This is a genomic window from Prosthecobacter sp. (assembly GCF_044373815.1).
Classification (GTDB): Bacteria; Verrucomicrobiota; Verrucomicrobiia; order Verrucomicrobiales; family Verrucomicrobiaceae; genus Prosthecobacter.
The window spans coordinates 1-12,351 of record NZ_JBIPNG010000171.1 but is presented as its reverse complement, the minus strand read 5'-3'; the positions used below and the strand labels follow the sequence as shown (position 1 = coordinate 12,351).

13 protein-coding genes are annotated in these 12,351 nt (G+C 62.4%); 6 read left to right on the top strand and 7 right to left on the bottom strand.

What is annotated here, in order from left to right; translation table 11 throughout:
• Positions 1-393 precede the first annotated feature (393 nt).
• A complete protein-coding gene (locus ACIREA_RS15085; RefSeq protein WP_397383112.1) occupies positions 394-810 on the bottom strand; it encodes a ketosteroid isomerase-related protein in 417 nt (138 codons plus the stop codon).
• Positions 811-932: 122 nt separating this feature from the next.
• On the opposite strand from ACIREA_RS15085, the gene ACIREA_RS15080 reads away from it, so the two are divergent.
• Together ACIREA_RS15080 and ACIREA_RS15075 are read left to right on the top strand one after the other, a co-directional pair.
• Positions 933-1,886 carry a D-alanyl-D-alanine carboxypeptidase family protein gene (locus ACIREA_RS15080; RefSeq protein WP_397383111.1) on the top strand — a complete coding sequence of 318 codons (954 nt, stop codon included), beginning with the start codon at positions 933-935 and terminating at the stop codon, positions 1,884-1,886.
• Between the two features lie 61 nt (positions 1,887-1,947).
• The gene (locus tag ACIREA_RS15075; RefSeq protein WP_397383110.1) at positions 1,948-3,027 is read left to right on the top strand and encodes a 6-phosphofructokinase; all 1,080 of its coding nucleotides are present in this window, start codon (positions 1,948-1,950) and stop codon (positions 3,025-3,027) included.
• 136 nt (positions 3,028-3,163) lie between these two features.
• On the opposite strand, the gene trxA is transcribed toward ACIREA_RS15075, so the two are convergent.
• Positions 3,164-3,493 carry a thioredoxin gene (gene trxA, locus ACIREA_RS15070; protein WP_397383109.1) on the bottom strand — a complete coding sequence of 110 codons (330 nt, stop codon included), beginning with the start codon at positions 3,491-3,493 and terminating at the stop codon, positions 3,164-3,166.
• A gap of 613 nt (positions 3,494-4,106) precedes the next feature.
• Here trxA and ACIREA_RS15065 point away from each other — a divergent pair.
• Complete coding sequence (locus ACIREA_RS15065) at positions 4,107-4,925, top strand: CHAD domain-containing protein (protein ID WP_397383108.1); 819 nt, start codon at positions 4,107-4,109, stop codon at positions 4,923-4,925.
• Between the two features lie 216 nt (positions 4,926-5,141).
• Here the strand turns inward: ACIREA_RS15065 and ACIREA_RS15060 are convergent, their stop codons facing one another.
• Positions 5,142-6,569 (bottom strand): YfbK domain-containing protein, encoded by a 1,428-nt coding sequence (locus ACIREA_RS15060; protein ID WP_397383107.1) that lies wholly within the window; start codon positions 6,567-6,569, stop codon positions 5,142-5,144.
• The gene (locus tag ACIREA_RS15055; protein ID WP_397383106.1) at positions 6,566-7,117 is read right to left on the bottom strand and encodes an RNA polymerase sigma factor; all 552 of its coding nucleotides are present in this window, start codon (positions 7,115-7,117) and stop codon (positions 6,566-6,568) included. The genes ACIREA_RS15060 and ACIREA_RS15055 overlap by 4 nt, the downstream gene beginning before the upstream one ends.
• Before the next feature lie 121 nt (positions 7,118-7,238).
• On the opposite strand from ACIREA_RS15055, the gene ACIREA_RS15050 reads away from it, so the two are divergent.
• On the top strand, positions 7,239-7,520 hold the full coding sequence (locus ACIREA_RS15050; protein ID WP_397383105.1) for a hypothetical protein: 282 nt from the start codon (positions 7,239-7,241) through the stop codon (positions 7,518-7,520).
• Positions 7,521-7,580: 60 nt separating this feature from the next.
• Here the strand turns inward: ACIREA_RS15050 and ACIREA_RS15045 are convergent, their stop codons facing one another.
• Positions 7,581-8,039, bottom strand: a complete 459-nt coding sequence (locus ACIREA_RS15045) for a universal stress protein (protein WP_397383104.1) — start codon at positions 8,037-8,039, stop codon at positions 7,581-7,583.
• Positions 8,040-8,049: 10 nt separating this feature from the next.
• On the bottom strand, positions 8,050-8,967 hold the full coding sequence (locus ACIREA_RS15040; protein ID WP_397383103.1) for a universal stress protein: 918 nt from the start codon (positions 8,965-8,967) through the stop codon (positions 8,050-8,052).
• A 191-nt stretch (positions 8,968-9,158) separates the two neighbouring features.
• Between ACIREA_RS15040 and ACIREA_RS15035 the strand changes: the two genes are divergently transcribed.
• Both ACIREA_RS15035 and ACIREA_RS15030 read left to right on the top strand, forming a co-directional pair.
• Complete coding sequence (locus ACIREA_RS15035) at positions 9,159-9,734, top strand: hypothetical protein (protein ID WP_397383102.1); 576 nt, start codon at positions 9,159-9,161, stop codon at positions 9,732-9,734.
• A gap of 228 nt (positions 9,735-9,962) precedes the next feature.
• Positions 9,963-10,391 carry a hypothetical protein gene (locus ACIREA_RS15030; protein WP_397383101.1) on the top strand — a complete coding sequence of 143 codons (429 nt, stop codon included), beginning with the start codon at positions 9,963-9,965 and terminating at the stop codon, positions 10,389-10,391.
• 51 nt (positions 10,392-10,442) lie between these two features.
• On the opposite strand, the gene ACIREA_RS15025 is transcribed toward ACIREA_RS15030, so the two are convergent.
• The coding region (locus ACIREA_RS15025; protein ID WP_397383100.1) for a bifunctional serine/threonine-protein kinase/formylglycine-generating enzyme family protein at positions 10,443-12,351 on the bottom strand (1,909 nt) is incomplete at its 5' end.

The following is a 12,351-nucleotide window of genomic DNA, read 5'->3' as shown; positions in this document are numbered from 1 at the left end:
GCAGTCTGACGGTGCCTTCAAGGCCGGCCGCCCGAACTGGCCCGCCGGTGATGCCGCAGACCCCATCTACCGCCAGTGCCTCTGCACCCTCCAGCTTGAAGTTTATTACCGTTACCTCAAAGTCGGCGACCGCGAAGAGTCCTCCTTCTTCGAGAAGTAGGGCCCAGCTTCTGAAAGTACGATGGGCACTCCTGCCCGTCGGCCAACGCCCTCATTCGCCCCGCTGTTCCCGCTCAACGCCAAGGTGCGTTTCGGAGAACAGCGATGAGGTCTGCGCAGGCTTTGGACTTTGCGGTAACGCTGATCGACGGGCAGGAACCGTAGCGCAGCGAAGATAGCCAGCCGAAGGCTGCCCGGAGGGCGAACGCAGTGAGGCAATGCCCATCGTACTTTTTAAGCCCCCACCTGCCGCAGCCATTCTTCCAGGTTGTAGTAGTTGGTCACGCGCCTGACTTGGCCGCCCTGCAGATCGAAGAAGGCGCCCACGCGCAGCCTGTAGCGCTGGCCTGCCGCAGGAGGCAGACCCTCGTCGGTGGAGAGGTATTCGCCTTCGATGTAAAACTCCGCCGCACCGCGTGTGCCGTCTTCATGAGCGAATACCACGAGATCACACACCTGCTCCCGGTAGCAGCGGTCCATGCGCTCAAGAAACGTGCGAAACGCCGCGCGCCCGGTCTCCGCGCCGCCCTGGTTGATGTCGTGCACCACGTCATCCGTCAGCAGGGCCAGAAATGCCTCCCGGTCGCCGGAATTGAAGGTGGAGTAATAGGTTTGGATGAGGGCGAGAGCCTGCTGCTGGAGTGTTGCCATGGGAGGGGCGGAGCATGAATTTCACCAGCGCCAGCGTCAAATTAGAAAATGATCGGGGGAAATCCACGGTTGCGATAATGGTTCAGACAGCTAAACATCACGCGTCTATGTTTTCCCCCAGCATGGCGTGGTTAAGCTCCCGCGCATTGATCCTTGGCATCTGTCTCTCGTTCGTCACCGGTGGTGCTGCCCTGCAGGCGCAGTCAGCCGTGTTGGTCGTCGATGCCTTCAATAAAAAAGTCCACGTCGCAGCAGACGCGCAGTCGAAGCGCCCCGTCGGCGGCCTTGCCAAGATCGCCACCGCCATGGTCACGCTCGACTGGGCGGAGGCCTCCAAGGTCGGCGTCGGCGTGCTCGCCACCGTCCCCGCCTACGCTTTCCAGATGACGGGCGCCAGCAGCATCGGCCTGCAGGCCGGAGACCAGGTGACGCTGCGTGACCTCATCTACGCCACCATGATGGGCAGCGACGACGTCGCCGCCATCACCCTCGGCGACTTCGTCGGAAAGGACCACCTCTCACGCCTCGCCCGCGCCGGACATCCCATGGAGGAGTTCGTCAAGCAGATGAACCAGCTCGCCAAGCGCGAAGGCGCACGCGCCACCCGCTTCACCAATCCCCATGGCCTGGAAAACTCCCGCCCCATGCCCTATTCCTGCGCAGCGGACATCGCACGCCTGGCCATCTACGCCGTCTCACGGCCCGCCATGCGTTTCTACACCAATCAGACCAGCCGCAGCATCACCATCTACCGCGGCGGTCAGCAGCTCACCATGGCGCTGAGGAACACCAATCAACTCCTCGGCGTGGACCGCATCGACGGCATCAAAACCGGCAACACCGCACGCTCCGGCGGCTGCCTCGTCATCTCCGCAGAAAAGCCCCCGACGGTGCAAGTGCAGGCGGACAACTCCAGCCTCATCTACCGCCACCGCATGGTCGTCGTCGTGATCGGTTCCGCCAGCCCCTTTGAAGAAGCACGCACACTGCTGCACCAGGGCTGGGCCGCGTATGACCGCTGGCTGGCCGCAGGCCGTCCCATCACGGACAAGCGCCAGATGCTGGATCAATTCTGAATTTCCACGGAGTCTTTTCCGTCCCGTTCAATAACCAAGCCCCTTTCCCCCTTTTCATTTTATGCGCATCGGCATTCTCAACAGCGGCGGCGACTGCCCCGGACTCAATGCAGTCATCCATGGCGTCGTCGGCGCCGCCACCACCCTCGGCTGGGAAGTCGTGGGCTTCCGTGATGGCTTTGAAGGTCTGCTCCCGCCGGGCGACTACATGATGCTCAGTCCCGAAAAAACCATCGGCATCATGAAGCTCGGTGGCACCATTCTCGGCACCACCAACAAGGGCCACTTCGTCGCCAAAGTCGGCGAAGGCAATGTCTCCCAGGTGCCCGTGGAAATCGTCGAGAAAGCCAAGAACACCCTGCGCCACCTCGAAGTCGGCGCGCTCATCGTCGTCGGCGGAGACGGCAGCCTCACCACCGGCCTGCAGTTGTACCAGATGGGCATTCCGATCATCGGCGTGCCGAAGACCATCGACAACGACATCCAGGCCACCGCCACCTCCTTCGGCTTTGATTCCGCCGTCGCCACCGTGGTGGATGCGCTGGACCGCCTGCACACCACCGCAGAAAGCCACAAGCGCGTGATCGTGCTGGAAGTCATGGGACGCCACGCAGGCTGGATCGCCCTTTACGGCGGCATGGCCGGCGGCGCGGATGTGATCCTGCTGCCCGAGATCCCCTTCCACCTCGATCACGTGGCCAAGGCCATTCGCAAACGCGATGCCGCAGGCCGCCACAGCACCCTCGTCGTCGTCGCTGAAGGCGCACGCATGGAATCCGGCGAACTCCTCACCAAGGAAAAAGTCGGTGCCAAAGGCGAAGACCGCCTCGGTGGCATCGGCGACTACGTGGCCCGGCAGATCGAAAAAGACACCGGCAAGGAAACCCGCTCCTGCACCCTCGGCCATCTTCAGCGCGGTGGTGCCCCCACGGCGCTGGATCGCATCCTCGGCGTCCGCTTCGGAGCCAAGGCCGTCGAACTCATCGCCCAGGGCAGCTTTGGCCGCATGGTCAGCTACCAGCAGTATCAGGTCGGCGACGTACCCATCGAGGAAGCCGTGCATCAGCTCCGCCTCGTCAGCAAAGACAGCGAAATCGTCCGCGCCTCCCGCGCCATCGGCATCTCCTTTGGCGACGAGTAGTCTCATCTGAATCATCCATCAGGGAGACGTGGGTTTTCATCCGCGTCTCCCTTTTTTCTGCCCTGGCGCAGACACAAAAAAACAGCCGCCGGAATCAATCCAGCGGCTGCTTCAAAAGGAGTCAGTCAACCATCACTCAAGCCAGCGCAGCAAGGCGCTTGGTCAGGGCGTCCTTGGACTGCACGCCCACGACGGTTTCCACAGCCTTGCCGTCCTTGAAAAACACCATCATCGGAATGGAGCGCACGCTGAACTGGGTGGCCAGATTCGGCGACTCATCCACGTTCACCTTGCCGATCTTCACCTTGTCGCCCTGCTCCTTGGCCAGATCGTCCAGGATCGGTCCCAGCATGCGGCATGGGCCGCACCATTCAGCCCAGAAATCCACGAGCACCGGCACGGTGGAAGAGGTGACTTCAGATTCAAAATTCGCTTCGGTGAGGGTGAGGACTGCTTCGCTGGCCATGGTGGGGAGTATTGGGGTTGAGAAAAAAGGTTACGGATGCACGCTGGCATCGGAGGCACGCGAATCAACGAAAGTTTTCACCATCTCCTTCCCGGCGGGGCGGAAAAAACGTCGAAAGAGATTTGGCATGCTCGATATGCAGGCTGCGGAGCGCAGACCTCCAAGTCCGCAGCGCCCCGCAGGCAGCAGGCGCGCCGCTTTTACAAAGACCACCGGAGCGCGGACCTCCGAGTCCGCAGCACTCCGCAGACACCAGACGCGCCGCTTTTATCAATCGGGCGGGACAAGCCGTGTACTTCCACGACTCCGTCTGCTCGGGTACTCTTCAAGCACTCGCCAACTGCAAGCGTTTGAGCCAAGCGGAGCGCCCATCGCTTGCGGAGTGCTGCTGGCTCGGAGGCCCGCGCTCCCAGGGCGCTTCGGCGCATGGGAACTCATCCCCCACTGCTCCCGGACACCTGCAAAACCCAATGTGACGACAATCTCACTGGTTCGAGCTCTTGGAGTCACTCAGTTAAATCGCAGGTTTGGCGGAGTTGTTGCCAGTCTTGTCTGACGAATGTGAAAAACTCTTTCTTGCCGTCCGCCATGATGCGCGGCTGAATACTTGCTCATGAGACTACGCCATGACTCCGAGGGCCTTTCGGGCCGGAAGTTGAAGCGTTTGCTGCATCAGCTCTGTGAGCGTGCGCAGGAGGATGTGCTCAGAATGTCCACCCATGAAGAGAGCGCCACGCACCAGCTGCGCCTGCGTGTGAAGAAGATGATGGCCCTGCTCCGCCTGGCACATCCGGGCATCGAAAAACACACGCTGCAGGCCATGCGGCAGCACCTGCGCGCCGTGAAGAATGCCTGCGCAGGAAATCGCGAGTACGTGGTGCAGAGCAAGCTCATCGACAAACTGACACGCCGTTTTCATCTCGCGCCCAAGCACCGTCCGCAGCTCATCGGCCAGCCGCTCAAAGCCCCGCCTGCCTCGGATCTTCATCATCAGCTTTACGCCGTGGGCCAGCTCATCGACAGCACCTGCATCCAGTCGCTTTCCGCAGAGCAGATCCTCGAAGAGCACGCCCGCTGCTACCGCAAAGGCCGCCAGCTCATGAAGCAGGCCTGTGAAACGAAGGACAAACGCACCCTCCACCGCTGGCGGCACCGCGTGAAGGATCTCTATTTTCAAACCCTGGTGCTCTCGCATCTGCGCGGTGCGGAGCGCCGCATCCGCCGCGCCCGACGTCTCGGCCAAATTCTGGGTCGCGATCAGGATCTCGCCAACCTCGCCGCAGAGCCCGCCTTCGCCGTGCGGCGCAGTCCCTGGCTGCAGGTGATCAACGAGCACCGCGACCACCACCGCGAACACTACCTCGCCCTCGGCCACAAGCTCTACGCCCCGCACAGCACCCGCTTCAGCGGCAAGCTCCTGCACAGCGCCTGATCAGCCGCAAGCAGCTCCCCATATGGACTGCGGTCGCGCAGCGAGGCACGAACGCAGCTACCGCTTTCGCTGTGCCGGGTGGCCCACGCATACCATCAAATACCCGAATGCGGCAGCCGGTGATTCTTCGCAGGCCGCAGCACCCCAAGCCCGCCACGAGACGCTCTAAGGCGGCAGCCCCCCCTTTCAGGGTTGCGCAGCCGCACTCCAAAATCCCTACAGCCCAGCCGCCAGCTTCGCATCCTGCACCAAGCGGATAAACCGCCCGCGCTCGCCGTTGCTGTCCGCGCCTTTGGACTGATTGGCCAGATTGAGCACCAGCTCATGATTCAGCGCGCCCAGCTGCTCCGCACCCCGCAGCAGCAGGCCAAAGCCCACCACGGAGGTTTCAAAGACAAAATCCTCACGCGCATTCTGCAGGGAGTACCCACGGTCCATGATTTGCAGCTTGCTGCTGTCAAAGGGGCCCACGGCCTGGGAGGTGAAGCGTGCGTTTGGCAGCATCACGGTGGCCACCTGACGGCTGCTGTCGCGCGGGATCTCACCGCTGCCATTCGGCTGAAACTCATACCACAGCACATGCGTGCCTGCGCTGCGCAGCTCGGTGGCCGCGAGATGCCGCTCACACAGCATGCGGAACTGCTTCACGTTTGCCTTATCAAAGGTCACCTGCAGGGGGAAGCTGGCGTCTGCACCCAGCACCGCCGCCTGATCTGCCGGCAGCAGGATCACGAGGCGCAGCAGCCGGTTCGCCGGATTCCACGGGCACGAGGCCACTTCAGCCTTCCATGAGTGAATGAACAGATCGGACGCCCGCTCCAGCTTGGGCTCGGGTTTGTTCGGCGTGAGCTGCGGGGACGCAAATGCCTGCCCCTTGGCCTTGGGCGGCAGCGGCTTGATCTGCCCGGGATGCAGGCTGAACTGATCGACCGCCTGCTTCGTCGTGCTCACAAACGTGCCGTGTCCGGCAGGGAGGGTGAACCCCAGATTGGGAGTCACCACAGGGGCGGCGGGCAGCACCTTCACCGGCGCGGCAGTGGCCACCACCACGTGCTTCACCGCAGGCGCGGGAGCAGCAGCGGGCTTGACCTCGGCCACCAGCTTTTTCGCCACTGGGGCGGGCACAGCAGACGTCGTTGCCTTGGGTTCAGACTTGGCCGCCACCATCGGTGCAGGCGCGGCTTTCTCAGGCGCAGCCTGAGGCTTCACCTCTTTCTCAGCAGGCGCATCGCCCTTGGGCGTGCCGGCCATCTGCGCGGCAGATTTGACTTCCGGGCCATACATCCAGCCCGCCAGGAAAGCCGCGCCGCTCAGCGTGACAACAGCCGCCACCTTCAGCAGCCCGCCCATCACCGGCCAGAAGGCCTGACGTGAGGTACGCTTCGCTGGCTGGCGTGGCAGCATCGGCTGGATGCGCCGTGGCATGTTGGCCGGATGCAGCACGGCGTGGCGCTGCTCATGCGTCAGACGTGAAAGCGGGATCGGCGCGCCCTGCCGCAAGGCATCGGTCACAGCCTCGATCTGCTCCAGCTCGTGCGCGGCAGAAGGCGTGGTGGCCAGCACCTCGTGAAATTCACGCGCCTCCTCGGCGCTGAGTTCTCCGAGGGCGTAGGCGGTGAAGTGGGGATTGTCCTGGGGATTCATGAATGGGTGGGGGTGTATTCCTCGCTGATGTCCGTGCTCATCAGTTCGCGGAGTTTCTTGATCGCGTGATGCATGATAAAGCCGACATTGCCGACGCTGAGTCCGGTGATGCCAGCGATTTCCTGATACGAGCAGTCGTGTTGAAATTTGAGCCGCACCACCTCGCGCTGGTTGGGCCGCAGGCGGTCCACACAGCTCCAGATGTGCTCATAGAGCTCGTGCATGCCCGCGCTTTGGGATGGGTCCGGCTCGTGATCCGCCGCGGCGTCGATGACCTCGTCGTTGCCAAGATCCAGCCGCTGCTCCTTGCGCAGGATGTCGAAGGCACGGTTCCGGCACACGGTGAAGAGCCAGGACTTGAGATTGTCACGCACACGGTCCGGCTCGGAAAGGTAGAGCCGGAGCATGGCGTCCTGCACGACATCACGCGCACGCTCGATGTCTCCACCGAGGATGCTGGCTGTGTAGGCGATAAGGGTGCTTTCATGCTGGTCCAACGCCCGCCTGACCAGCACGGCGGCTTCATCCTGTACGTGTGGGTCGGGCATGCGAGAGTTCAGGGTGGGAACGAGCAGACACAGGAGGAAATTAGGCCAGAGAGGAAGTTACGCCATTTTTCGCCTTGGAAACCGCAATCTTTACGCAGCTCCCGTCGTTCAGACAAGCATTGTGAGTGATTCCTCTTCCTCCAGCACCTCGTTTTTCCTCATCCTCATCGCCCTCGGCGGCGGCGTCTGGCTCATCAAAGAGACCCTCGATCCCGCCCCCAAGCCCGCATCCGCAGCGCCTGAGGAAGAAGCCACCTCCCTGCCCAGCCGCGCCCTGGATGCCTCCCAGACCAGCGGCGACTCCCTGAACAACTCCATGAACGACCAGCTCAAGTCCGTGCAGGGCATGGTCGGCGGCACCTACGATGGCAAAACCTACGTCCCGCCCCAAGGCAAGAAATAGCCGAATCCTCCGTCAGGCTGCAGGGCTGGCGTTTGCACACGCTCCGCTGGGAGGGCGCGATCACTTCTTCTCCGGCACATCCTCATCGCTCGGCACCACCAAAACCGGGCAGTGCGCCCCTTTGAGGACATCGGCCGCCACATTGCCCACCAGCAGATGGTAGAACGTGCTGTGGTGGTGGGAGCCGAGAATGATCAGGTCCGCATTGCGCCGCCGCGTCTCCGCCAGCACCCCGGCCACGCTGGGGTCTGCCAGCTGCTCCACACTGGCCTTCACGCCAAATTTGATCAGCGAATCCCGCATTTCAAACAGCTGCTCGGTCTGCTGGTGGACCACTTCAGGTGAGGGATCCTGCATCACCACGGGCGAGATCAGCCCCACATCCACGACTACGGGCACCTTTGACAGCACGTGCAGGATGATCACCTCTCTGTGTAAGGCGGTGGCAAGCGCGTGCGCCTGCTTGAGTACTTTGAAGGTCAGGTCGGAGAGATCGACCAAGGCAACGATGGTTTTCATAAATAAAGTGTCAGATGTTTTCCACGGGAAGTTTCACCACAAGAAGCGAGCAGGGCAGCCGCGTCAGCAGCCGTTCCGCCGTCGAACCCAGCAGCACGTAGCGCAGATTCGTGCGCCCTTTGCCCCCCATGATGATCAGGTCCGCCAGCACCTCCTGCGCATGCGTGGCGATGCCGTTGCCATGGCTCGATGACTCCTGCAGCACCTCGGTGGATTCAATGCCCTGCGACGCAACGCCCACAAACTCGTGCAGATCAGCGCGCAGCCGCTGGATGCAGGCCTCACGCTCCTCCGGCGTGTAGACCATCGACGGGCCGCCCGGATCTGCAAAGGGCGTGGGGTAGGCCATGGCCACCCACGGCTCCTGCCACACATGCACGAAGTCCACTGTGGCACCGTCCATGCGGGCCAGGCTGTGCGCCTGCTCCACCACGGCGCGCGAATTTTCCGAAAAATCAATGCAGGCCACGATCTTGCGAAACGCCTGCGGATGATTCGTGCGCACCAGCAGCACCGGCGTCTGCACCTTGCGCGCCAGCTTGCTGGAGATGGATCCCGCACCTGCCGGCATGTCCCCTGCCCCGGCGATGCCCGCCACCAGCAGGTCCGCCTTCAGCGTGCGCGCATGCTCCAAAATCTCATGCAGCGGCGTGCCCAGCGCGATGGTGACTTCATAATTGGCCGCTGCGGGAGACTGCTCCAGCCAGCGGGTCAGCGCCGCACTGGCTCCTTCAGTTGCTACTTTGGCGTGATTTTCAAAAGGTTCCTCCCGGCTTTCCGCCAGTGCCGCCACTGCAGCGGAGTCCACCACATGCAGCACCTGCACCTTCGCGCCATGCAGCGCCGCGATGCGCACCGCCTGCTCATAAGCCGTGCGTGATCCCGTGGAGAAATCCACGGCGACTAGGATGGTGGTGAGCTTGTTCATGGTTTTAGCTAAACGCAGGACCTCGCGCTGCGAAATGGGCTGTTCACCCCATCTCCTATCGTCTCCTGCACGGATTTTGGCCTCACTCAATGGATGAGGAAGAGACAACGAGGCCCCCTTGGCGGGAAGCATGAGGCCCATGGGGTACACACCTCATTTCTTCTTCCGGGCTTCTGTCCCACACTTCGATCATGAAACCCGCCCACCTCAAGAAAGCACTGCTTCTTCCCACCGTTCTCCTCACCCTCTCGTTGATCTCCTGCGCGGAGCCGCAGTTCTCCGGAGGCTACAATGGCGGCGGCCCCGGCTATGTCAGCAGCGGCTTCAACACTTACACCACGCTGCCCCGGAACTACTCGGGCAATGCCTATCTGGTCGGCGGACGCTATTACTCGGGCGGCCAGTATCAAACCGGCAACTACATCTACCAAGGCCGCTCCTACCCCAGCCGTTACTATTACAACGGCCAGTACTACTACGGCGGCAATCACCGCTCCTACGGCAGCACCATCCCCGTGCAAAACAACGCCTACATCCAGCAGAACAGCGGCTACCGCACCTACACCACGCTGCCCACCAACTACTCTGGCAACGCCTACCTGTACAACGGCCGCTACTACTCCGGCGGCCAGTATCAAAACGGCAACTACACCTACCAGGGCCGCCCCTACACCAACCGTTACAATTACAACGGCCAGTACTACTACGGTGGCGACCACCGCGCCTACGGCAGTTCCCTCCCAATGCAGGGCGGCTACATCCGCTAGTCCCGCTGCAAGGGGCCGTGTTTGAAAAACTCAACGCGGCAGTTCCCTCAGCAACGATAGAATACCAAGCATGAATGGCACTCCGTTAAAATGGGGTGCCATTCGTTATTGCGCTCTTCCGCTTCGCCCCACCGCTTTTTCCATTCGTCATTCGTGATTTTTGAGCATTGCTTCGAAGAGCATCGTTTAATACGCTCATTCGCCTGCAGCCCAGTTCCCTCACACCTCATGAACAGACTCCATCTCACCCTCGCAGCATTGGCAGTTTCGGCCTGCTGCCTCGTCGCCCAGACCGGCGCTGTCAACGCAGCTGAAGCCGCAGTCTCACCCGGCCTCGGACAAGTCGCCGTGAACGGGGACGTTTACACGCGCTGGACCATCGTGGGCGACTGGCGCGTCACGCACCCGCATTGGACGGACATCCTCACCCTCCATGCCGACGGCACCGCCACCACCGCGCAGCAGGGCACCACCGCCCGGTGGACCCTCACCGCCGAAGGCGGCACCCCCGTGCTCGTGCTGCGCTGGGATCAATACGGCACCGAATCCCTCGCCATGGTAGGCCCTCATCATTTTCGCGGCCAGACCGGCGGCCACTCCAACATCGACATGCGCCGGGGCAAAGAAGGCCCGCAGGCAGCCCCCAAGGCCGAATAACCCGACCAGCCCCTGCCACAAAAGACCATTTCCTGCCCTGTCTCCACCTCGTCAAAATCCAGGGCTCTTCACATTCTCCCTCTCCACCACGCAGCGAAACCCCTGGTTGGCGTTGCTGTAGCTGGCAGAAGGCGCATGGTGCCCGCGTGAGGAGGGCTGCAGGTCTCTCGGCTCGCGGTTGCCGTAGCCGCCACCGCGGTAGGTGCGGTCCTTCTGCTCGGCATTCCACCAGTCCTGCACCCACTCGGTCACGTTCCCGCTCATGTCATACAGCCCCTGCCGGTTGGGTGGAAAACTCATCACCGGCGCCGTGGTGGGAAAGCCATCCGTGTAGCCTTCGATGAACTTGGTCTCTTTCGGAAAAGCCGCCTTCCACGCGATGTCCCCGTAGTTGCCGAAACCCGCCGGCGGCGGCCACTGTCTGCTGCCCCAGGGAAACTCTTGGATGGGCCTGCGGCTCAGCGTTTCCGGAGTGTCGCCAGCCACACGCTTCTCCGCCGGTCCGATGCCCATGGCCAGGCTCCACTCCTCATCCGTCGGCAGGCGATACTTCCGACCCTCCTTCTGGCTCAGCCACTCGCAGAAGCCAGCGGCATCCAGATACCTCACATTGCGAATCGGATGGTCACCGGCCTGATCCACCGCGGATTTGTCCGAAAAGATCGGCGAAGGATTCACCCCCTTCACCTCCGCCGCATAGGCCTTGTAATCCTGATTGCGCGTCTCGTGAATGCACATCAGCACCTGCGTACCCGCCACAGGTCTGAACTGCATGCCCAGGCTGTTCGTAAAGACCGGTTTCGGCACCTCAGCCTCGTTGCCCGCCACAGCCTTTCCTGCCGCAGCCTGCACCGTTGGCTTCACCTTGGCTTTGCCTTGCTCAGACCAAACCACAAATCCCGCCAGCGCCGCCACCACACCCAGCACCGGCACCCAAAATCCTAGATTGAGATTCCTGCCCGGCGGCGGCGGAGCCTGCCAGTTTGGCGGGCGGTACGGCTGCCCCTCGGGGCGCTGAGGTCGCTCCATTGTATTCAGCGCGGCGGGCGCTTGGCGGGCGTTTGCCTCCACCCTTGCCACCGGTTGCGCGATGATCGCGTCCAGATCCCTCCGCAGTTCCACCACGGTCTGGTAGCGCAGCTCACGGTCGTTGCGCAGTGCACGGCTGATGATGCCGTCATACCTCGGGTCCAGCCCCGGCACCTGCTGGGACGGCAGCTCAAACATCCCCTGCGGCAGCGAGCCCGTCAGCATGTGGTAAAGCATCACCCCCATCGCATAAATGTCCGCACGATGATCCACCGAAGCGCCCAGCGTCAGCGCCTCCGGGGCGATGTAGTGCATCGTCCCCATGGCCAGGCCGCTCTGCGTCATGCCCGTGCTCTCTCCGCCCTTGCTCATCTTGGCCAGGCCAAAGTCCGCCACCTTCACCACGCCATTATAACCCACCATGATATTCGCCGGCTTGATGTCCCGGTGCACAATGCCGCGCTCATGCGCGTACTTCAGCGCATCGCACACATGCGCGGTGATCGACATGGCATGCGCCGCAGGCAGCCGCCCATCCTTCGCCATCATCTGCGCCACATCCGTGCCATCCACGAATTCCAGCACGATGTACAACATGCCATTGCTCGTGCTGCCAAAGTCATACACGGCCACGATGCCCGGGTGGTTCAGCTTGGCCATGGCCAGCGCCTCATTGCGAAAGCGCTCGCTGTAGGTCGCGTCCGTCTCATCCAGCCCCGGCGGCAAAATCTTGATGGCCACAGCCCGGTCCAAAGTCAACTGCATGCCCCGGTACACCGCCCCCATCCCGCCCCGCCCGATCAAGCCGGTGATCTCATACTGAGGCAGCATCTCCTGCAGTTCCTCCGGCGCCGGCGGCTCCCACCCCTGCGGCGCTCCAGCAGAGCTGGATCTCGGTGTTTCAGCGGAAGAAGAGGAAGAGGACATGCGA